This window comes from Streptomyces tricolor (assembly GCF_002155905.1).
GTDB lineage: Bacteria > Actinomycetota > Actinomycetes > Streptomycetales > Streptomycetaceae > Streptomyces > Streptomyces tricolor.
The window spans coordinates 1-20,816 of record NZ_MUMF01000067.1 but is presented as its reverse complement, the minus strand read 5'-3'; the positions used below and the strand labels follow the sequence as shown (position 1 = coordinate 20,816).

The window sequence follows — 20,816 nt, the reverse complement described above, 5'->3', positions numbered from 1 at the left end:
CAGGTCGGTCAGTGAGCGACGTGCGTACCCCCCTGGCCGGTGAAGAGGCCAGGGAGGCCGGCGTTGATCTGCGGGACGCTTCTCAGCCGAGTAGTTCGGTGACCAGTTGATCCAGTTCCTCGGCATCGGGGGAGCTGAGGAGGAAGTCGCGCAGGGTGCGGCGGATCTGGATGTAGCTCTTGCCCTCCTCGAACTTCAGCTCCGCGATCCGCTGAGACTCGGTCTCACCGATCTCCGCGATTCGAACGTGCTTGGGATCGGCAAGGTCGAAGTCCGGGATGGGCAGCTCCCATACGGCCTTGTCGATGTCTCGTTCGTCCTTGCCGTAGGACATGAGCGGGCGCACGGCTTCCGTGGTATAGGGCGAGTTGAGCACCGCGAGAAGATACATGCCCTCCTGCCGGGTCGCGACGGTTCCCCAGTACAACTTGTGCTCGATGACGGCGTTCGGATCTTCTACCAGTGCCGCCGTGACGTACATCCCAGAGGCTCCGTACACCACTCGCAGCGGTGCGCCGGGGAGTTGATCGGTCAGTTTCTGCCGGAAGTTGAGCTGTTCGATCAGAGAAAGCCGGTCACTGGCGCGGTTGTCATCCCAGAGCCGTTCCGCATCGCGCCACCATTTCGCCAGGTCTGGGTAACGGTCGAGGTGGTCATGCTCACCGTCCATGAGGGTATTCGTCCCCTCGATGGGCAGGATGACCTTGTCGGCACCCATGATCCGGTAGGGGACGACGTGCTCGCCGAGCAGGATGGGCCGGACGAACTGCTTCTCGACCGAGCCTTCCCGGTCAGGGAGGTCCTTCCAGGGCTTCTTCTCCAGAGTGCTGCGCTGGGAGCGGACCGACACTCGACCGCCGCCGAGACCGAGGGGGCTGGCAGTCTGCTCCTTAACGAAGAAGAGCACCTTCGGGAAGATGGTTGCCCCGTTCATGAAGCGGTCCCTGTATGGCGAACTGATCAGCCCTTCCTTGGGGTAGCGCAGCTCGCCCTTCTGCCGGGTGATCCAGCCCTTGGCACGTTCCCAATCAGCGGCGCTCTTGGCGATCTTCCCGGTCCAGATCTCGGTCTGCCTGGGCAGTGCGACGGCGTTGTTGCCCTGTTCTCCGATGCCGAGTGGGCGGCGGCGTCCAAAGATGACGGCGGCGGCGCGGGGAAAGAAGTGCGGACGCAGTCGGCGAAGGTCCCAGGATCCAGTGAAGTTGACCTTGACGGGGTGGTCAGGGTCAGCCCAATCTCCGCTGCGGAATCCGGTCCAGTAGGGGCGGTCGAGCACCGGGTTGGGCACGACGAAAGCGAACGTACCGTCCACGCGTAGGTACTGCTGGACCGCGCGGGCAATGAATAGGCCCGACAGGTCCTGGTGGGTGGCGACCTCGAAGCCCTTCCACAGACCCCGGGCTTGCATCATCGCTTTGAAGGTCTTCTGCATGTACTCGGGCATGTGCCGGTAGGACAGCCAGGGCGGATTGCCGACGAGAACGTCAACACGGTTCTCGGCACGGGACAGCCACATGGGGCGGGCCAGGTTTCGCACGTAGTAGGACCAGATGTGGTTGCGGCCCTCGTCGACCAGGTCGCATAGGACGCGGAAGTTCTCTGCGAGCTCGTCTCGGTCATCCGCGTCGGAGATCCCGTGCCGGTTGAAGAGGGCATTGAGGGAGGGCAACTTGCCTTGACTGCGGTGTGGGTCGGCAGCCTTGTCAGCTAGCTCGTTGACAATAGCGTCGAAGCGGCTGGCGTCCTGCAAAAGGGCTTCCGAGAAGCGAAGTTCGTTGGTGAAGAGCTGGTTGCCTGTGCCGGTTTGGATGACGAGGTGGCCGTGGTCGATGAGGTCGGTGCGCTGGTCCCACTGGAGGCTGTCACCAAGGTAGACGGGGACGCTTATCGGGCCTCGCTCCTCAGAGGTAAGTGTCTCGCGGCCGATAGCCAGGAGGTAGGTGACGCGAGCCAACGCCACGGCGACGGGGTGTAGATCAATGCCAGCAACATGGTCGTGGACGCCTTCCAGCGCTTCGCGCAGCGGCAGCCCCATGTCCCGTGCGGCAGCCAGGTAGCGGCGGACGCCGTGGAAGAGGAACGTGCCAGAACCACACGACGGGTCCATCATCCGCTGGTTCAGCGGATCGGGGACAGCCTCGGCCACTGTCGCTTCCGCCAGCCAGTCCGGCGTGTAGTACTCGCCCTGCTTCTTACGGGTCTCTGCGGCGATCACCGACTCGTACAGAACCTTCAGTACGTCGTGCTCGACCTTTGACCAGTCGAAGCCGGCGAGGCGACGAGACAGGTCTTGGACGAAGCCCTCGCCACCCTCGGTCTCCAGTGGCCAGCCGAAGAAGTCCGACTCGACCACACCCGAGATCCGCGCCTGTGTGAACAGCTGGCCGTAGACCAGGGAGGCGGGTGGGGTGTCCTTCACGTCGATGCCCATCACTGCGTGGGCGATGATCGAGGCAGTGTTCACCAGGAGCGTGTGCTCGATGAACAGATCATCGCTGTCCTCGAACTGGGCACCCAGGGCGCTGCGCAGCAAACGCGACCACAGGTCGCGCTTCAGCTGTACGGTCGGCAGACTCTTGTTCTCCTCGTACAGCGCGGCAAGGACCGCCTTGTCGATGGAGTGAGCGACGCTGTCCGCCCCAAGGCGGGTTGCGATGGCATCTGGCGTGGGTACCGCGCCCTCGGACGTGGCAAGGACACCTTCGAGCCACCGGACCAGGTCAAGTGCCTTGACGTTGCGCTCCCGCGCATCGAAATGGTTGACCTCCTTCAGCTCGTTGTTGACCAGCGTGTAGGCGCGCCAGTCAGCGCCGTCGGTGAGGATACCGACGTGCCGGCGCTCGCGCTGCTCTGTCCGGGCCCTCACGTATTTTGCCAGTTGTGCGACCGCTTCCTTGCGGATCTTTGGGCGGCTGATGTCCTTCTTGACCTCGATGACGGTCGCGCCCATCTCGATATCGATGCGGTGACCGGTGCCGTCGCCCACCTGCGCTTCCAGCACGGGATCCAGGAGGTCCTGCTCGCCGAGGTTGAGATCCGCATCCAGCAGGAACTGGCGGATGTCGGCCTGCAGCGTCGCTTCGGCGCGCACAGCCTTGCGCTCGACGATCCGCTTGAGCACGGTTTCGAGCGCGGTAGGCGAGGGAGGGACGGAGAGCGTCAAGGCGAGGGCTCCAAGAGCATCAAGGCGTACAGGGCAGCGAGGGACGTCTGGTCCCGGCGGCCATTGTCGTGCAGGAGGTGCGTGTCGCACAGTCCTGCCGAGCGAAGCCGCAATTTTAGCTGCCCGCGGGGTGCAGCTCCCTACAGGAGAGCTGCACCGCCGACTACGACGGCGAGAGCACCGACAGGAAGCCATCGGATTCGGTCACGCCGCAGCTCCCATTTCGCCAGTGATCTCCTCAGTGATCAGACCGAGCACTTTTCCGGCCGCCAGCGGCTCCAGCAACTCGGCCATCTTGGGCAGTACGGCCGACGGATCCTGCACAGCGCCCACCCCCGACTAGGCGATATTCACAGCCTGTGCAAGGTCTGTCGCTTCCCGCGGGTCCTTCCCGGCCTGCGCGTCTCAACCCACGCGCACAGCATCATTGCGTGCACCTTCGCAAAAGAGCCATGTTGACAGGGGCCGCAGGGGCCAGGAGGCGGTAGGCCACCGTGCGGTTGATAGAGGGCCGGCAGCAACTGTCCCGGGATGGGTGTCCACCATGCGCACGTCTACCTGAAGGGCGGGAGCAGCTCAGGTGCTCAGACTGCTGAAGCAAGATGAAGATCGACATGCAGGGGCAACGACCGCCGCTGGCGCGCCGCTCTGTGGGCCATTTGCTGCACTTCGTGATCCTGAAGAGGGACATCGTTGGCGAGCCCCCGCACGGATTGTGATGCCCACACGCGTTTACCCGACGTGTACATGCCCGACTCGCCCCTAAAATAGAGTCGCATCCCACGACCTCGTCGACTGACGAACGCACGGTGGCACGGCAACCTATGTCGGTTGCCGTGCCACGTGGCGCTGATCGCCGTCCTCCACTGATAGGAAGACCGGGCTAATGGCTCGCGTCAGACGGCCCGGGCCAAGAGCAACCGATCGAGCACGGCGACTGGCGACCTCCAATTCATCGCCCGACGGGCGTCGAGGGATGCCTCCCACTGTGCCGTGAGACCGAGCATGAGGCGCCGGCGCATGCCAGGGGTGACGTGGGCGTAGCGGGCGGAGATCGAACCGTCGAGGTGGCCCATTCGCTCGTCCATGAGCACCTTTTCCGTGCCCAGGTCCTCCATCATCGTCCGGTGGGTGTGACGGAGACCATGGGGCGTGAGCCCCCTGGCGATCGGGAGCCAGCAGGCGTCGGCGCGATCAGTGGCGCCCCGTCCTCGTGCCGGAATGCCAGGCCACGGCTCGCCGAGGATGGGCACGGGGCGGGCCTCCTGCGGCGCCTTCTTGGGGTACCAGCCAGAGACCGCCGGCGTGAACAACCAGGTCGCGAACCCGTTCCTACGCCAGTGGGCTGCATGCCCCGACACAGCGCCGCCTCGCACGAATCCGAGGTCGGTGACGGCCCTCTCGACCCGCACCCGCGTGGCTTCGGCGACGCGGTGGGGATGGTTGAGGACATTGGACACCGTCCCCGTGGAGACCCCGGCCAGCCTGGCTACGTCGGCGAGCTTGGCGCCGTGGTGGCCGCCGGTCCGCGCTGTCCCCTGGCCTCGGAAGACGTACGTCCGCCCGTGGCATGGGCAGGGTGTCGGCTTCGTGCGGGCGATGTGGTCGAAGACCAGGGCCGACAGCCAGTCCATCGCGTCGATGGTGCGGTAGCTATCGTCCTTGGGCGGGCAGCGCACCAGCTCGCCGGTGTCCAGCTCGTACAGCTGCCACTCGACGCGGAATGCACCTGGCCGGACGAACTCGGTCTCCAGGCCGACGATCTCGCCCCAGCGCTTGCCCGTGTAGCCCTTGAGAACGACGGCGACGAACTCGTCGTCGCGGCCGGAGAGCAGGGCAGCTCGCTCTGCGGTCAGCAGGATGCCGAGCGCGTCGGTGACGACCTTCTCCGGGCCGCGGTTGCGGGAACGGCCGGCACGTTTACCGCGCCCGCGCCGCCGGGCGGCCGGGTTGGACGTGATCAGGCCCTCGTCGATCGCGTCCTCGAAGATCAGGTGGAGCGTCGAGCGCCAGGTCTTGACGCTGGAGGCCGCGTACACGGCCTTCTCCTTCTTCTCCCAGGCGTCAACGTCCATGCGCAGGATCCCGGCGAGCGCCTTGTCCTCGAACTCGGGTAGCAGGTGCTCCTCGATGTGGCGCTTGTAGTTCTGCATAGTCGAGGCGGCCAGGTCCTGGGCCTCGTACCAGCGGCTGGCGTACTCGCCGAAGGTCTCCTGCCCAAGCCCCGGGTCACGCCACTGACCGCGCCGAACGGTCACCTCTTCCGCGTCTGCGGCCTGCTTGGCCTCGCGCTTGGTGGCGAACTTGATCACGGCACCCGTGGAACCGGCGACCGTGCCGTACTTGCCGTCCCCGATCTTGTACCGGCCGCGCCAGTAGCCGCCGCGCTTCTCTGCGTACCCCAACGGGTTCCCTCCCTTCTGTCCTGTGGGGTGCGTTAAGCGGCAACTCCGAACTGGGACTTGGTCATGCGGCGAGGCGGCCGGGCTTTGAGACGAACCGTGGGCGCGGCTGCCTCGGTACGCTCTCGCACGGCAGGCTGCCGCGCCGGCACAGCAATGCCACCGGGATGCTGCCGGTTTCGGGCCGGGCGCTCTTCGTGCATGCGCACGATCTCGGCGAGGTGATCGGACGAGAAGCGGTAGGCGCGGCCGACGCGGGTGAACGGGATGAGTCGTCGGCGGGCGCGGCCCTTGACCCACCAGGCGGAGCAGCCGAGGACGGCGGCGACTTCCTCGGGGAGGTAGAGGCGCGGCAGAGCGGCGTCGGGATGCGGAGTCGGCGTGGAGGCAGGGGGTATTGCGGGTCGGTTCAAGGGGTGAGTCCTCTTCTGGCGGGCGTGGGTGCGGCAACACCGGCCTGCCGGTCGATCGCTAGGGATGGCGTGAGGGGGTGTCCCGTGCCGGGGGTGTGCGGGCCCAGGACGGGAGCGGGAGCCGAGCTACGTCTCGTTGGTGGGGCCGGCGTCGCGGCCCTTGCCAGGTGGCAGGCCGTACGTCTCCAGCAGGTGCTTGGTGGACGCCTCGGCAATGGCGTTGGAGACCATCACGTCGGCCTCCTCACGGAGGTCGGGGTGCTCGGCGAGGTAGGCATCGAGGTCGTCGCGCGCCTTGGTGTAGGCGGCGTTGGCGCGCTGGGTCTCGCGGAACGCGTCCACGACCGTGTCGATTAGCTCCATGGCGCGGGCCTGGGCGGCGAGCTGTGGGGGCCCGACGAGGTTGCGCAGGTCGAGGCCGAAGACCTCCGCGAAGCCGATGGCCTCGTCGAGGTTGATGCGGCGCTTGCCGTTCTCGATGCGCCATACCGCGGACGGGTTCATCTCGAAGCCGGCCTCGTTCAGGCGGTCGGACAGAGCATTGGTGCTCCATGCACGCGCCTCGCGCTCCAACTTGATGCGCACCGCGACGTTCGCCTCGCCGCTGAGCAGCACACCTCGCGGGGAGGCCGGCCATGACCCGGGCGCCCTGCTGAGCGAGGCCGCCGGACGGCGCGAGCTCGACACCGCCACCTCCATCAGCGACGTCCTGGTATGGCGCTTGCGGCGCAGCGCCCACCTGCCCGCCCTGTCCGAGCGCTCCCACGACACACCCGCGCGAGGCAGTCGGCGCCAGGGGGCCTCGGCGCCCCGCGCGTTGCCGAAGCGGGGCCCTCTCGCTGCCCCACTGCTACGGTCGCCTGTATGACGCTCTCGGTCTCCACGAGTCAGGCTGTTGACCTACGCGTGCAGCCAGTTGACGAGGTTCTGGATCGCGTGGCCCAGTCCCTGCAGGTGCGTTTCCTACCGGAAACGGTGGTGCGCAAGCGTCGGTCCGTGGGAGCACGGACCGACCGCGAGACCTGGGTCCGCATCGAGCGACGCTTGCTCGACAAGATCACCGATCAAGGATGGAACGGCGCGGAGTGCGCCGCCCGCTTGGACGGCGTCGCCCAGCCGCCCTGGCGGGGGTGCCTGGTCTGGCGGGACACGAACGAACAGGTGATGTGGCGGGCCGACGAAACTGACCTCCTGCCGGCCGCTCCGGTCGGAAACGCCGTTCTGAGTGAGGCCCCTGAACTTTCTGACGAGTGGTGGGACGGGTTGAACGCCTCTCTGGACGCGCTGGCAGCGCACCAGACAAGGCGGATCGCCACACCCGACACCGAGACCATCACCCAGACGTCGGTCACCGAGGCCATTCGGGCTGTCTTTCCCGGCGATTTCGATACGACCGTCCAGCGTTGGGTGCCCGCTCACGCCGACCTGAACTGGGCCAACGTCGCGGCGCCGGTGTTCAGCCTCTTCGACTGGGAGGACTGGGGGAACGCCCCACAGGGACTGGACTCGGCCTCGCTGTGGGCGAGCTCGCTTGCCGTCCGGTCTCTGGCCGATCGTGTACGGCAGGAGCGTCGGCGGGACTTCGAGAGCCGGGACGGCAAGCTGATGACGCTGTTCGTCTGCTCGAAGATCCTTGGGCCGTACGCGCACCCCGAGGATCCTCGGTTGGAGCCTGCACAGCGCATGGCCGAGCAGGTCATCGAGGAGCTTCAAGCGGAGTGATCACGCGAGCGGTCGCGGAGGAGCTTCCGGTACTCCTGGACGGTCCGCTCCTCCACCCGGCCTGCCAGGGCTCCGACGAGTTCCCCAAGGTGGGTCGGCTCGTCGGTGCCCACGGCGATGGAGCCGACCCGCGGGAGATGGTAGGCGACTCTGAATGCTGCCTGGACGCGGGAGAGCCGACCGCCGTCCTGAAGGAAAAGGCGCGGGTCCAGCCGGTCCCACACCGAGGCACTGGTGCTGCCCCCAAAGGGGCTCATCCCCCAGACCTCGCCATAACCCAGCTTCCACGCATTGATGAGGGTCTCCGCTGCGTCCAGCGTTCTGGCGCCGACCAGCAAGCCGGCGCGCACCATGAGAACCGATGGCCTCGGCACGGTCAGGTCGACCAGGCTCAGTACCGTGACGGATCCCACGACGCGACCCCCCAGGCGCCGCACAGTCCCTTTTCTTTGGCGTCATCCAAGGCGGCGCACGCCGCTGCAAGCACATCCTTGTGGTGCGGGACAGCTTTCCGGAGCGAGTGTTCCGGGTTGTGCAGCAACACCAGGTCCGGCTCACGTCCGAGGTCCTTGGCCGCCTCTGCCACGGCCGAGTTCAGCCGCGTGGGATCCAGGGAGTGTTCCGTCCCGTCGGGCCCCGGGAAGTAACCGACCTTCGTGGAGACCGTGAACTTCGGCAGCAGGTCACCGGCTGTCCGAGCCAGGACCTGGTGCGAGCGGAAGCCGAGGTAGTTGGTGCTGGTGTCGAGCGCGGTGACGCCCAGGTCCAGCGCCCCGGTCAGGAGCCGGCGTTCGTGACGAGACCGGTGTAGCCCGAGGACAACTCGGGGGTCAGGACCGCGCACAGCTCCTCCTTCACCAGGATGTCGGCGACCTCCACCACTTCGGCCCCTACGACGGCCGCGGCCTGTTCCAGCACGACCGGCCTGCCGCTCAACAGCAGACGCAGCGCCGGCAGGGCCTTGGCCGCGAGGGTCAGCCTCTTCCCCGAGGCCAGGACATCGACGGTCTCCCCGCTCTCCCGTATCCGGGGAGGGAAGTGGGTGGTGCACACGACGGCGTCGAGCGGCCCGAGGATGTCGAGGAACGGCACATGCCTGGGCAGGGTCACTTCCTGCTCGTACGCGGCCAGGTAGTCGGCCGGGGAGCGCGCGCCGAGCAGTGCCGTGGCGGCCTCGGTCAGAGCCGCACTGTCGGGAACGTGCCAGCGGTCCAGATCGTGCCTGAAGATCTCGTGCTCGCGGCTCCAGTCGGCTAGCCAGGCGAGCCAGCTTGCGCCGGTGCGTTTGGTGATGCCGAACGTGACCTGGAGGCTCTTCCCCGAGCCGCTGCCGGTCCTGGTCGCCTGGTGCCAGTGGCCTCGGGGGATGTGCATGACGTCACCGGTCCGCATCACGCCGGACCAGATGATCTCGTCGCTCGGAATGGTGTTGGGGTCGGAGTCCCGGTACATGGGGACCTTGCGGGACGCCCCGCGCACCTCCCACTCCTTCTCGCCGGCGAGCTGCACGATCACGACGTCGTGGTCGTCCCAGTGCAGGGGGAAACCGGCGGCGTCGTTCGTCGTCAGGTACGCATTGACCTGTACGCGCTCATGGGACCACCACTGCAACGCCCGGCACGCGACCTCCATCGTCGGGTCGAAGACGTTGGCCTGGTCGAGGATGAGCGTCGCGCCTTCTCCCAGGAGGTTTCCGAGGCTTCGCATGTTGACCACGGGGATGCTCTGGCCCCGGGGGCTGACGCTGTCTGTGTAGTAGACAGCCGGGTGCACCTCCACCCCCTTCTGGAAGCACCGGAACTGCGGGCGGTTCAGGCTCCTGCGCATGGCGATGTCGAGCAGCCGGTTGGGGGTCAGGAGGCGGGAGAGGAGCGCGGGGTCGTCCAGACCGCCCCGCGCGAAACCCTTGCCCAGCTCCTCGGCCCCGCTCCACCCGAGTGCTGTCTCGATCGCGTTGATCAACCGATGTTCCATCGCTGTCCTTCCAAGGGTGTGGTCGCCTGATGTGGACACGGCTGGGGCCGGCACGGCCAGTCGTGCCGGCCCCAGCCGCTTGGTGCGCGCGTGCCTACTCGCTGTCGTGCAGGTTGCCGTCGCCGCCCGGCCACGGCGCGTCGCCGGAGCTTCCGGCGTTGTCGGACCGGAGGCTGTCGTACCGGTCGTGGACGGCGGTCAGCTCCTCGACCGCCATCAGCAGGCCGCTACGGGCCGGAGGCGGTGCCGTGCGCTCTTCCACCTCGTGCTCCTTCCTCTTCGGGTCTCCCGCCGGGGCTCCGGCGGGAAGTCATGGCCGCCTCACGGCAGTGGGAGATATGGAATCCGTGAGGCGGCGGTCATTGGGGCCCAGTGAGCCGCAGCTCTGCACCTACGGCCGCATGGACCGGCTACTCATCGGCAGATCGACCGCGTCCTGGCGCATGGTGGCCTCCAGGACGCGCTGGTCCAGTTCGTACAGGCACGCGCGGCACGCGAAGAGAGCCGCGTGCATGCCGCTCGACCGGACGGGCCCGATCCACGTCACCTCGTCGTCGTCACGGCCACACCACAGCCGGCACTCGCCATGCGCCTGCCACTCACGCCGATCCCACAGCGCATAGGCCGTCGGCTCGCCGGTGACGGGGTCGATGTCGCGGCGGGTGGGACGGAAAACCACATCGGGGTCGGGAGACAGAGCCGCTCGTACTGCGTGCCTCCCCATCAGGCGACCGTCACCGTCAGCGACCTGGGCTCGGCCCCATCACGGTTCTTGGCCAACATCGCGAATGAGCCACGTGGTCCAGCGACAGCCGTGCTCGTCTCCACCGCCATGGGCAGCGCCATCGCGGCCCATACACGCTTACCGGCGTCGGCGGGCTCCCAGGCACAGCACGCCGAGAGCAGTCTGACCAACGCCAGGCCGCGCCCGTTCTCGTCGTCCGATTGGGCATCCCCTGTCCGCGGAACCGACGGATCGTCGTCCAGGACATCGACACCAAGCGACCGGGCCGGTTGAACAGGGTGACGGTGATCGGCCCTGCCCCGTCGACCACGGCGTTGGTGATGAGCCCCGAGGCGACGAGTCGGATGGCGTCGGCAGTCTCCTCGTCCAGCGGCACACCCCATGCGCGTACCTTGTCGATGATCTGGCGCCGAGCCGGGGGCACCTCGGATTCGATACCCGCGGGGACAAACCGATGGACGGGCGTGGGCATGGCGGACGCCTCCGAAGAACTGGAGAGCGGCTCCATCCCCGACGGGGGGCACAGGAATGGAGCCGCCGATCTGAGGAACCGCTCCGCGAGCGTTCAACTGAACTCGCTCGCCGGCGGCTGATACTCAGTCAACGGCGCTACCCCTGCCCACCGGAACGTTTCTAGGGGGTTTCTCCTGGGGGCACCTCCCTGTACTCGGACACGCCGAGTAGCCTTCCAACTACGCCTTGAGCGGACGACGGGAGTGATGACGTGCCTACCGAGCCGTTAGCAGTCCACCCGCTGACCTTCCTCCTCCAGACGCGTGGATGGGGCAAGGCCGAATTCGCCCGGCTCATGCAGGATCACGGGAGGAAGCTCGGGGTCCCGCTCGCGACCAACCGGACGACTGTATGGAAGTGGGCACAGGGCCAGGAGCCGGACGCGGACGCCCAACGCGTCATCGCCGACCTGCTGGGCGTCCCGTACGAGCAGGCGCGTGCGGAGGGATGGCCACGCTGGCTTCCCGTCTGGGAGGTGACCGGGCTCACCGCTCCGTGGACAGAGGCCGGTACCGTCGAGGCATTGTCCGATCTGGTGGGGAGTGGACGGATGGACCGCAGAGGCTTCCTCACCATCACAGGAGCCGCCCTGACCGGCCTCGCGGCGAGCTGGGTGGACGCGCCCTCCGCCATGGCCGCGGCGCTCAACGGCGACCGGGTCACGGACACGATGGTCTCGACGATCGAGCAGCGCATCGGCACCCTCCGCACGCTCGACGACCAGCTTGGCGGTGCTCGACTACTGGAACAGGCCCGAGGCGACCTGGCTCTGGTCACCGGTCTCCTCGGCGGTGGCCGCTACACCGACAAAGTCAGGCTCCGGCTGTACGCGCTGGCGGCCCGCGTGTCGCACTTGACCGGATGGATGGCCTACGACGCCGGCCTACGGTCCGCAGGTCAGCGCTATTACGTCGGTGCCCTGCGCAGCGCCCGCACCGCCGGCGACGACGCCTTCGGCGCGTTCATCCTCGCGGAGATGGGGGTGCATGTCTCCGAGGCAGGGCGCACGGCCGAGCGTGTCGACCTCATCTCGACCGCCATCGACAACGCGCCACGCTCTCTGTCGCCCTGCACCCAGTCGTTCCTCTACCTGCACAAGGCAGAGGCCCTCTCACGCGACGGCGACCACCGCGAAGCCGGCACGGCCCTCAACCGTGCCACCTCCCTGTGGGAGCGCCAGGCGACGGACGACAACCCTGACTGGCTCAACTGGTTCGGCGAGGCACAACTGCGGTCGACCGAGGGAAAGGTGCTGTTGCGCTCGGGGCAGGTGGAACGCGCGACCAGTTCCCTGGAGACCTCTGTGACGAGAGCCGCCCCCCGGGACAAGGCGGTACGGTCGAGCCGTCTGGCCGAGGCGCGGCTCGCCGGCGGCGACCTGGAGGGCGCGTTGGACGCCGCGAACTACGGCGCCGGACTCCTGGAGGACAGCGTCAGCTCCATTAGGGCCCTGAACCGCCTCAAGGAGTTCTCCACACGGCTGGAGCCGCACAAGTCCGTTCCCTCCGTCCGCGAGTTCCGGGAGCGCCTGCAGGAACTGTCTGTCGCCGTTTGACGTCGACCGCCTGACCACCGGAGACGAGCCCGTCTCGGTGAACAGGGCTGTAAGACTGCCAGGATGGCCGACATGACGACGATCTACGGTGAGGCGGCATCCGGGTTCGAGCCGGTGCGGACGGCGTTCATGGAGAACTTCACCCGGCACGGGGACCTCGGCGCGGCGGTGTGCGTGTACCGGAACGGCCGGCCGGTGGTGGACCTGTGGGGTGGCGTGGCCGACGCCGAAACCGGTCGTCCTTGGACGCGGGACACGCTGCAGCTGGTCTACTCGGCAACCAAAGGCGCGACGGCAACCATGGCGCACATGCTGGTCGAGCGCGGAGCGCTCGACCTGGACGCGCCCGTCTCGAAGTACTGGCCGGAGTTCGCCACGAATGGCAAGGCGGACATCCCTGTGCGCTGGCTCCTGTCCCACCAGGCCGGCCTGGTCGCGCTGGATCAGCCAGTGCCGTTGAAGGAGGCGCTGGCCTGGCACCCGATGGCGGCGGCACTGGCCGCTCAACGCCCCCTCTGGACTCCGGGCACAGCACACGGCTACCACGGGCGGACCTGGGGCTGGCTGGTCGGCGAGGTGATCCGCCGGGTGTCCGGCCGCTCACCCGGCCGCTTCTTCGCCGACGAGATCGCGGCCCCACTGGGATTGGACTTCTTCATCGGCCTGCCCGCCGGCGAACGCGACCGCGTCAGCCGCATGGTGTACCAACGGCCGGACGTCGACCTCACCACCCTGCCCACCGAGTCGGTCCCCGAGGAACTCCGCGAACAGGTCGCCGCCTGGCGGGACCCGAACTCATTCAGCAACCGGGCGTACGCCGTCACCGACCCGCCCGAGATCGACTTCGACTCACCGGAGGTACAGGCCGCGGAGCTCCCGGCCTCCAACGGCATCGGCACCGCACGCGCTCTTGCCCGCATGTACGCCGCGCTGATCGGCGACGTGGACGGCGTGCGCCTGCTCTCCCCGGACGCCCTGGCGTCAGCGACCGAGGAGCAGGCCCGCGGCAAGGACCAGGTCATGCTGATCCCCAGCCGCTTCAGCGCCGGGTACATGCTGCCCACCGAGAGCAACCCGATGATCGGGCCGAGCTCTTTCGGTCACACTGGCCGAGGGGGGTCACTCGCCTTCGCCGACCCGGAACACGGTGTTGCTTTCGCCTACGCGATGAACCGCGTCATCGGAGGCGGCGACGATGTGCGTGCCGCTTCGCTGGTCGCTGCGGTACGAGAGTCACTGCTGTAGTCGACTCGGAGTGGCAGCAATGCGGCAACCCCGGGGGGCGTCCGGCCGCTCCGACTGCCACGCAAACTTACTTCTGCAGTGTCGCTCGCGGATGCGATGCAGGAGCGAACGGCGGTCACAGCGGCAGGCGCTGGGAAAATTCTGGGAGATGATCTTTTCCTGGAGACCACGAGACCCCAAGCCGCACCACATACCAAGCGTCTGACCTGCACGTTTAGAGGGTGCGCGGCCCTCCTCGACAGCCGTATCGGCGTCGTGGGCGGACGTGCGGCTCACGCCAACCGGCCGCAAGAAGGGCTCAGCAAGACCCGGCTCGGGCAGGCGCTCGCCGAGGCTGGCACCGCGTACACGCGCCTGCGCGGTCTGGCCGATCCCAAGGACAACCGGGAGCCGTTCCGGGGCGGTCGCCTCGATGTGGGCAGGGCGCGCTTGCGCAGCGTGCCCCGGTCCGGAGGCGGCTCAGTCGGATCTCGACCGCCTCGCCGCGGACGTCCGGCAGTCCCGCGTCGCCGTGCTGTGCTTCGAGAAGGATTCGAGAAGGACGACAGCCGCTGCCCCCGGCAGGTCGCCCTGGAGACGGTGTGCGAGTGGGCCGCCGTGCCCGTGGTCCCTCTGGCCTGACTTCGCCCCTCGATCCCGCACGCGCCCTTGCCGGAGGCGCATGCCTCTCTGTCCAATCGGATCGGGAGATCAGTGGAGGGGGCCGCCATGGGGTCGGGGAAGCGGCAGCGCGCACGCATCGTGATCACAGTCGAGAGGTACCCGGAGCTGTCCCGCAAGGAGGATCCCGGGGCCTCCCTCGGCGTCTTCCGGCACCTCGGCGTCGGCTTCCGGCCGGCGGCCGCCCGCCCCAAGGGCTCCATACTGCCGAGCCCACCGACGGCTTCACCGCCGAGTGGGACTGCTCATCGGCATGCCCGCACCCCTCCGATAGCATGTTCGACGCCAACGACGATCACCATTCCGCCCCGCACGCAGACCATGCCATCCAGCGCGAAAAGTGGCCTGGTCGACCACCTCACACATCGGCCAGACAGTTGATATCCAGAGCATCGCGGGTGTCTTCGCGAACAAGCGGCAGAACGGCGCTCCCCGCGTGGCGTCAACCACGGGTGATCCTGTGGGCCACGGCGGGCGTGGCGGTGCTCGGCCTCCTCGTCACGCTGGAGGTCGTCGCGCGTCGGCGCCTCGGCGCGCCGGAGCCGATGGGCCAGCAGATCCTGGAGGCGGTGTTCGCTCCCAAGCCGGGGCCGCTGTACGGCGGTCTGGCGCTGATGATGGTGGTGCTCACCTGGCGCCAACGGTTCCTCGCCGCTGGTCTCGCCGTCGGCATCGACGCCGTCCTGCTGGCGGTGCGATGGGCGGTCGGCGTCGAGGTGGACGACGGCAGTTTCTTCGGCAGCGGCGCGTTGTGGGTGATGCTGGGCTACGCGATCGTCGCCGTCACGCGGCGCACCGGCCCGGAACGTGTCCTGCTGCTGAAGGGCGTCGGACTGGGCCTGCTGCTGGTGGCCGGCCGTAAGACGGGCGACACCTGGCTGCTCATCACGGCGAAGACCCGCCCCCTGGTGCTCGACCCGTACCTGGCAGCCGCCGATCACGCACTGGGCGACCCGTCGTGGCTGGTGGGCCGGCTGGTCCGGGCCACCGATCCGATCAGCACCCATCTGCTCGGCTGGGTCTACGCGCAGCTCGCGGTGGCCGCGGTCGTCGTCGCGCTGTACCAGCTGCGGAACGTGGCGGCCGAGCGCCGTTTCCCGCGCCATCATCTGGTGCGCACCTTCCTGGTGATCGGCCTCCTGGGGCCCGGCATCTACATGCTCTTCCCGGTGGTCGGTCCGGTCTTCGCCTACGGCCCGGGTGCCTCCGGCACCGGCGGCGTGGAGTGGGCGGTGGCCGACCTGTGGCCGGACGCGCTGCCGTCGATCAGTGCCCCGCACCCGGTGCCCTACGACGGGATCACCCCGCGCAACTGCATGCCCAGCCTGCACACGGCGTGGTCCGTCGCGATCTTCATCCACACCCGCAAGAGCCCCCGGCCGATGCGCTTCGCAGGGACGTTCTGGCTCGTCGCGACGCTCGCGGCGACGCTGGGCTTCGGCTATCACTACGGCACCGATCTCATCGCCGGCGTGGTGTTCGCGCTCACGATCGAGGCAGCCCTGCGCTCGCTGGACCGCGGCTGGGACCGGGCGGGGATCCAGTTCGTCGCCTACGGGACGGTGGTCTTCGCCGCGCTCTTGGTGTCCTACCGCTGTCTGCCGGTGGAGATGGGCGAACGTCCGTGGGTGTTCGGGCCGCTCCTCCTCCTGGTGACGGCTTCCGTGATCCACGGCTACCTACGCCTCACCAGGCTCTGGGACCCGGAGGCCGCACCGGCGCGGCGGCCGGAACCGCAACCCGAGTTGGTCTGAGCCCGCCGGGGGCCACCGTGGTGGCCCCCGCTCCTGGTCAGGGCTGCGCCAGGTAACCGGCGAGGGAGTGGCGGGTGCGTCGCAGGTCGTCGATGCGTTCGTCCATGGCCGCCAGCTCCCCTTCCAGCAGCTTCCGCAGGTCCGCGCACCAGTCGAAGGACGGGTCCTCGCCCGCCTCGCCCCGGACGCACGGCAGTACCGAGCGGATGACGTCCGTGGACAGGCCCGCCTCCAGCAGGGCGCGCACCCGCCGCACGGTGATCACGGATTCCTCGTCGTAGTAGCGGTAACCGTTCGGGCCGCGCCTGACCTCCAGCAAGCCCTGCGCCTCGTAGTACCGCAGCGACCGCGGACTGACCCCGGTCCGTCGGGACAACTCCCCGATCAGCATCCGACCTGCCTCGCCTGAGGTTGACCTTGCCACCGATGTGAAGCCTTAACGTCGCGCCGTGAGCACGCATTCCGTGCCCGCACTCGACCACTCGATCAACCGATTACCGATCAACCGATCAACCGATCAACCGGTCGATCGATCACTGATTCTCTCTCACCGGGGTGTCGTATGACCGCTTTCGTCGTGCACCGCAATGGCCGGGCGGCGACCGCCGAGGAACTCGCGCCGCTCGCCTTCTCGGGCTACGCCCACTTCACCGCCCTGCAAGTGCGCGGGGGCCGGGTCAGGGGGCTCGACCTCCATCTGGAGCGGTTGCGGTCCGCTTCGGAGGTGTTGTTCGGCCGGGCCGTGCCCGACGCGCGGGTGCGGTCCTGGCTGCGGGCGGCGCTGGAAGCCGGGCCGGCCGATCTCTCGCTGACGGCCACGGTCTACTCGCCGGCGGGGGAGTTCACCGCGTCCGGGGCGGATGCGGAACCCGAGGTGCTGATCCGTACCGGGCCGCCCTCGTCCGGCCCCGACGGCCCGCTGGCCCTGGCGACGGTCGAGTACGAACGTGTCCTTCCGGCCGTGAAGCACGTCGGCGAGGTCGCCAAGACGTATTTCCTGCGGCAGGCCGTCTCACGGGGCTTCGACGACGCCGCCTTCGTGGACCGTCGGGGCCGGCTCACCGAGGGGACGATCTGGAATCTGGCCTTCTGGGACGGCACCGCGGTGGTGTGGCCGGAGGGCGCGATGCTGGCCGGGACCACCATGGGCATCGTGCGGCGGCAGCTGGACCGCCTCGGCGTTCCCCAGCGCACGAAGGAGGTCACACCCGCCGACCTGCCCGCGCTGGCCGGTGCGGTCGTCATGAACTCCTGGACACCGGGGGTGGCGGTGCGCCGGATCGGCACCGTGTCCGTGCCCGAGGCGCCGTCCTTCGTGGAGTTGCTCCACCGGGCCTACCAGGCCGAAGCGCTCACCTCGCCGTGAGGGCCCGGCGCCGCGCGGAGGGAAGTGACCCAGGTCACGTCCGCCCATGTCACATCTCCGCGCCGCCCTCCGTCAATGAGGTGCAAGCAGCCGCAACCACCCAGGAGCACACCATGGACGCTCGGCTCGACCTCCTCGGCAACCCGCTCGCCGGGAAGCTGTTCAAGCACTTCAACGCCGCGGGGAAGGTGATCTCGGAGTCCTCGCTGCCCGCCGCCACCCAGGAGCTGGTGAAGATCCGGGCCAGCCAGATCAACGGCTGCGGGTTCTGCACCGACATGCACACCAAGGACGCCCTGCACGCCGGGGAGACGCAGACCCGGCTGAACCTGATCGCGGCCTGGCGCGAGGCGACCGTGTTCAGCGACGCGGAGCGGGCCGCGCTGGAGCTGGCGGAGCAGGGGACGCGGATCGCCGACGCGGCCGGCGGGGTCTCGGACGAGGCGTGGGCGAACGCCGCCAAGCACTACGACGAGGAGCAGCTCGCCGCCCTGGTCGCCCTCATCGCCCTGATCAACGCCTACAACCGGGCGAACGTCATCGTCCAGCAGCCCGCCGGCGGCTACGTGCCCGGCATGTTCGGCTGACGGAGGCGTGAGCCTCACCGGGCTCACGGGTGCATGCGGGCGCCCTTGAGGATCTTGTCCACGCCGTTCCGGGGGCCGTACACCGCCAGGCCGACCAGGTCCAGGTCGGCCGTCGGGACGGCCCGGACCGCCGCGCGGTTGTCGCGGTCGTTGCCGGTGGCGAACAGGTCCGCGGTGAAGACCGCGCAGGGCAGGGCACGGGTCAGTGCCCTGCCGTGGGCCGCCCGCAGGGTCTCCTTCGTGCCCTCGAAGACCAGCACCGGCTGGCGGAACATCGGCAGGTAGGACACGCCGTCGGCGTCCTGGTACGGCTCGCCGATCACCTCGGGGACCGTGGTGCCCAGGCCGCTGACCAGGAACGCGGTGACGTTCAGCCGCTGCCAGGGCTCCAGGTCCTCGCGCAGCAGTACGGCGATCTTCGTGTCGAAGCGGACGGGGGCGGCGTGCGGGCCGGCGGTCGGGTCCGTGGTCAGGTCCGTGGTGGGTGCAGCGTTCGGGTCCGTGGTCGGTGCAGTGCTCATGGAATGAGACTCGCCGCCGGGGTGCGGGATCGTCTTGTACGTTCTTTGCATGGCCGCCGGGCAGGACCTCGTCAGCGCGTGGCGCCCCCGGATCCCGGGCGTCACCGAGGTGTTCCACGCCCGCTTCACCGAGTACGCCTATCCGATGCACGTCCACGACGCCTGGACGCTGCTCATCGTGGACGACGGGGCCGTCCGGTACGACCTGGAGCGGCACGAGCACGGCACCCCGCACGACACCGTGTCGCTGCTGCCGCCGCACGTGCCGCACAACGGATCCCCGGCCACACCGGGGGGATTCCGCAAGCGGGTCGTCTATCTGGACAGCAGCCGGCTCGGGGACGAGTTCATCGGACCGGCCGTCGACCGTCCCGATCTGCGGGATCCCGTGCTCCGGCGGCGCGTCGGGCAGTTGCACTCCGCCCTCGCCCGCCCCGGCGACGAGCTGGAGGCGGAGAGCAGGCTGACGCTCGTCACCGAGCGGCTGCGCCACCATCTGCGGCACCGCCGTACCGACCCGCCGCGCCGCTTCCGGGATCCGGTCCTCGCCCGCGAGCTGCGGGAGTTGCTGGACGCGCGGGTCGTCGACGGAGTCTCGCTGGAGGAGGCCGGGCGGCTGCTGGGCGCCCATCCCGCGCATCTGGTGCGGGCGTTCAGCGGTGCGTACGGCATCGCCCCGCACCAGTACCTGATGTCCCGGCGGGTGGGGCGGGCCCGGCGGCTGCTGCTCGACGGGGTGCCGCCGGGCGAGGTGGCCCCGGCGGCCGGGTTCTACGACCAGGCCCATCTCACCCGGCACTTCAAGAAGCTGGTCGGGGTGACCCCGGGGCGCTACCGGAGCAGGGCGCGCTGAGCCTCGTACAGGTTGCGCGGGCGGACGGTGTCCGTGGTGCCGTACAGCTCCAGGCGGGAGTGCAGGTCGCCGGCGAAGTCGGGCACGTCGGTCTGGCCGAATTCGCGGACCTCGTTCAGGCCCACGGTCGCCGAGTACGGTGCCAGGCCGTCGATCTTCATCAGTCCGGCCCGGCCGTTGGTGACCCGGATGTTCCAGTGGGTGAACCGGGCGCCGAAGAGCGGGCCGGCGACGGCGTCGCCGCCGTGCCGGCCGTTGTTGTCCACGGTGATGTCGGTGCGGACGTTGGCGAAGGGCAGGCCGCGGTGGCTGTCGAAGGTGCCCATCCACATGTCGCCGCGGGACCAGACGTTGTAGGAGGACAGGCCCTCGACGTTGATGCCGTGCAGTTGGGTGCCGGCGGGGGCGGGTACCGTGCGCTGCTCGATCGTGAAGTCCTCGATCAGGTTGTCGTGGGAGCCCTCGCGGCAGAAGTACGGGTGGTGCGCGCCCCGGCCGGCCACCCGGGTACGGCGCAGGGTGCAGGCGGAGGCGGCGACCAGGCCGAAGCCGTTGTCGACGTGGCGGACCGTGACGTCGTCCACCCAGCAGTCGTAGGCGCACTGGAGGACGACACCGTTGTAGCCCTTGTCGAGGAGGTGCGGGGACTGCGGGGTCTCGACCGCCTCCAGGGTCAGCCCCTCGACGCCGGAGCCGGTCAGCTCCGGCACGTGCGTGGTCAGGCGCGGGTCCCACTCGGGGCGGAGGTCGAGGGGGAGGGGGCGTCCCAGGGTGACGCGGGTGCCGTGGACGCGGTGGACGCGCACCGGCCACTCGTAGGGGACGTACGACGTCAGTTTCGTCTTGTCGTCCCAGGCGTACGCCGCCGGGCCGGGGCCGCCGCCCGCCATGTGCTGCAGGAGGGTGTGGTCCTCGTCGTCGCGCAGGCGCAGGAGGACGAGGCGGCCGGGGTGCAGGGCGGAGGGGTCGGCGACCGTGACCGTCCATGAGCCCTGCCGTGCCGGGGCGACGGGGGTGAGGGTCTCCCACTCGTCCCGCCGGTTGCCGGTCCAGCCTTCGAACGGCCAGGCCCGGGCCCGGACGGCGGCGGTCAGGGAGTCCCAACGGGCCCTCGGCGCCATCCAGATGAGGCCGCCCGCCCAGGACCAGGAGGACTTGTCGCCGCCGTAGCGGGAGCCGTAGACGCCGATGAGTTCGGTGAGGTTCTTCGTCGCGTACAGGGTCGTGCGGCCGCTGCCGGCGCCGCGCAGGACGACGTTCGAGTCGCCGATGCGGAGGACGTCGTCGACGCGGTAGGTGCCGGGCGGGATGGTGACCGTGCCACCGCCGGCCCTTCCGGCGGC

The 20,816-nt window shown here is 68.9% G+C and carries 17 protein-coding genes and 2 pseudogenes; 8 read left to right on the top strand and 11 right to left on the bottom strand.

The annotated features are described in order from the left end of the window. Nucleotides 1-82: 82 nt before the first annotated feature. The 4 genes from CCN44_RS05995 to CCN44_RS05980 form a co-directional block, all read right to left on the bottom strand. Nucleotides 83-3,163, bottom strand: a complete 3,081-nt coding sequence (locus CCN44_RS05995) for an N-6 DNA methylase (RefSeq protein ID WP_167403946.1) — start codon at nt 3,161-3,163, stop codon at nt 83-85. Nucleotides 3,164-4,059: 896 nt separating this feature from the next. Then, the gene (locus CCN44_RS05990) at nt 4,060-5,568 is read right to left on the bottom strand and encodes a LacI family DNA-binding transcriptional regulator (protein WP_086697052.1); all 1,509 of its coding nucleotides are present in this window, start codon (nt 5,566-5,568) and stop codon (nt 4,060-4,062) included. A gap of 32 nt (nt 5,569-5,600) precedes the next feature. Then, on the bottom strand, nt 5,601-5,978 hold the full coding sequence (locus CCN44_RS45905) for a helix-turn-helix domain-containing protein (RefSeq protein ID WP_237481517.1): 378 nt from the start codon (nt 5,976-5,978) through the stop codon (nt 5,601-5,603). Between the two features lie 126 nt (nt 5,979-6,104). Beyond that, complete coding sequence (locus tag CCN44_RS05980; RefSeq protein WP_086697063.1) at nt 6,105-6,593, bottom strand: helix-turn-helix domain-containing protein; 489 nt, start codon at nt 6,591-6,593, stop codon at nt 6,105-6,107. A 10-nt stretch (nt 6,594-6,603) separates the two neighbouring features. Here CCN44_RS05980 and CCN44_RS45900 point away from each other — a divergent pair. After that, nucleotides 6,604-6,846 (top strand): annotated as a pseudogene (locus tag CCN44_RS45900) (mobilization protein); the annotation flags it as partial. Continuing rightward, entirely contained in the window at nt 6,843-7,700 is an 858-nt protein-coding gene (locus CCN44_RS05970; RefSeq protein ID WP_086697051.1) for a hypothetical protein, read from the top strand. The pseudogene CCN44_RS45900 and the gene CCN44_RS05970, both read left to right, overlap by 4 nt. Here the strand turns inward: CCN44_RS05970 and CCN44_RS05965 are convergent. The 4 genes and pseudogenes from CCN44_RS05965 to CCN44_RS05955 all read right to left on the bottom strand — a co-directional run bounded on the left by CCN44_RS05965 (nt 7,688) and on the right by CCN44_RS05955 (nt 10,353). Beyond that, nucleotides 7,688-8,544: pseudogene (locus tag CCN44_RS05965) on the bottom strand (aldo/keto reductase). The gene CCN44_RS05970 and the pseudogene CCN44_RS05965 sit on opposite strands and share 13 nt — an antisense overlap. Further along, entirely contained in the window at nt 8,478-9,674 is a 1,197-nt protein-coding gene (locus CCN44_RS05960; protein WP_086697050.1) for a JmjC domain-containing protein, read from the bottom strand. Before CCN44_RS05960 ends, CCN44_RS05965 begins: the two are co-directional and overlap by 67 nt. 94 nt (nt 9,675-9,768) lie before the next feature. Further along, nucleotides 9,769-9,936 carry a hypothetical protein gene (locus tag CCN44_RS44935; protein WP_004939628.1) on the bottom strand — a complete coding sequence of 56 codons (168 nt, stop codon included), beginning with the start codon at nt 9,934-9,936 and terminating at the stop codon, nt 9,769-9,771. A 129-nt stretch (nt 9,937-10,065) separates the two neighbouring features. Then, entirely contained in the window at nt 10,066-10,353 is a 288-nt protein-coding gene (locus CCN44_RS05955; protein WP_237481515.1) for a hypothetical protein, read from the bottom strand. A 790-nt stretch (nt 10,354-11,143) separates the two neighbouring features. Here CCN44_RS05955 and CCN44_RS05945 point away from each other — a divergent pair. The 3 genes from CCN44_RS05945 to CCN44_RS05930 all read left to right on the top strand — a co-directional run bounded on the left by CCN44_RS05945 (nt 11,144) and on the right by CCN44_RS05930 (nt 16,146). Further along, the gene (locus CCN44_RS05945) at nt 11,144-12,487 is read left to right on the top strand and encodes a transcriptional regulator (protein WP_086697048.1); all 1,344 of its coding nucleotides are present in this window, start codon (nt 11,144-11,146) and stop codon (nt 12,485-12,487) included. A gap of 72 nt (nt 12,488-12,559) precedes the next feature. Then, nucleotides 12,560-13,732 (top strand): serine hydrolase domain-containing protein, encoded by a 1,173-nt coding sequence (locus CCN44_RS05940; protein ID WP_086697047.1) that lies wholly within the window; start codon nt 12,560-12,562, stop codon nt 13,730-13,732. Between the two features lie 1,037 nt (nt 13,733-14,769). Continuing rightward, nucleotides 14,770-16,146 (top strand): phosphatase PAP2 family protein, encoded by a 1,377-nt coding sequence (locus CCN44_RS05930; RefSeq protein ID WP_414820488.1) that lies wholly within the window; start codon nt 14,770-14,772, stop codon nt 16,144-16,146. 37 nt (nt 16,147-16,183) lie between these two features. On the opposite strand, the gene CCN44_RS05925 is transcribed toward CCN44_RS05930, so the two are convergent. Beyond that, on the bottom strand, nt 16,184-16,537 hold the full coding sequence (locus CCN44_RS05925) for a MerR family transcriptional regulator (protein ID WP_086697045.1): 354 nt from the start codon (nt 16,535-16,537) through the stop codon (nt 16,184-16,186). 171 nt (nt 16,538-16,708) lie between these two features. On the opposite strand from CCN44_RS05925, the gene CCN44_RS05920 reads away from it, so the two are divergent. Together CCN44_RS05920 and CCN44_RS05915 are read left to right on the top strand one after the other, a co-directional pair. Then, on the top strand, nt 16,709-17,512 hold the full coding sequence (locus tag CCN44_RS05920) for an aminotransferase class IV family protein (RefSeq protein WP_208639715.1): 804 nt from the start codon (nt 16,709-16,711) through the stop codon (nt 17,510-17,512). A gap of 113 nt (nt 17,513-17,625) precedes the next feature. Next, a complete protein-coding gene (locus CCN44_RS05915) occupies nt 17,626-18,099 on the top strand; it encodes a carboxymuconolactone decarboxylase family protein (RefSeq protein ID WP_059251324.1) in 474 nt (157 codons plus the stop codon). A gap of 23 nt (nt 18,100-18,122) precedes the next feature. On the opposite strand, the gene CCN44_RS05910 is transcribed toward CCN44_RS05915, so the two are convergent. Next, nucleotides 18,123-18,671: a DUF2000 domain-containing protein gene (locus CCN44_RS05910; RefSeq protein WP_079081072.1), complete on the bottom strand. Its 549-nt coding sequence runs from the start codon at nt 18,669-18,671 to the stop codon at nt 18,123-18,125. Between CCN44_RS05910 and CCN44_RS05905 the strand changes: the two genes are divergently transcribed. Next, a complete protein-coding gene (locus tag CCN44_RS05905) occupies nt 18,670-19,473 on the top strand; it encodes a helix-turn-helix transcriptional regulator (RefSeq protein WP_059251321.1) in 804 nt (267 codons plus the stop codon). The two genes, CCN44_RS05910 and CCN44_RS05905, sit on opposite strands and share 2 nt — an antisense overlap. On the opposite strand, the gene CCN44_RS05900 is transcribed toward CCN44_RS05905, so the two are convergent. Next, the coding region (locus CCN44_RS05900) for a pectate lyase family protein (protein ID WP_086697044.1) at nt 19,452-20,816 on the bottom strand (1,365 nt) is incomplete at its 5' end. The genes CCN44_RS05905 and CCN44_RS05900 overlap by 22 nt on opposite strands.

Bases quoted from the DNA above. Each gene is read 5' to 3' on its own strand.
- CCN44_RS05925 (WP_086697045.1), bottom strand. From the start codon at position 16,537: ATGCTGATCGGGGAGTTGTCCCGACGGACCGGGGTCAGTCCGCGGTCG.
- CCN44_RS05940 (WP_086697047.1), top strand. From the start codon at position 12,560: ATGACGACGATCTACGGTGAGGCGGCATCCGGGTTCGAGCCGGTGCGG.
- CCN44_RS05970 (WP_086697051.1), top strand. From the start codon at position 6,843: ATGACGCTCTCGGTCTCCACGAGTCAGGCTGTTGACCTACGCGTGCAG.
- CCN44_RS05905 (WP_059251321.1), top strand. From the start codon at position 18,670: ATGGCCGCCGGGCAGGACCTCGTCAGCGCGTGGCGCCCCCGGATCCCG.
- CCN44_RS05920 (WP_208639715.1), top strand. From the start codon at position 16,709: ATGACCGCTTTCGTCGTGCACCGCAATGGCCGGGCGGCGACCGCCGAG.
- CCN44_RS05915 (WP_059251324.1), top strand. From the start codon at position 17,626: ATGGACGCTCGGCTCGACCTCCTCGGCAACCCGCTCGCCGGGAAGCTG.
- CCN44_RS05910 (WP_079081072.1), bottom strand. From the start codon at position 18,671: ATGCAAAGAACGTACAAGACGATCCCGCACCCCGGCGGCGAGTCTCAT.
- CCN44_RS05960 (WP_086697050.1), bottom strand. From the start codon at position 9,674: ATGGAACATCGGTTGATCAACGCGATCGAGACAGCACTCGGGTGGAGC.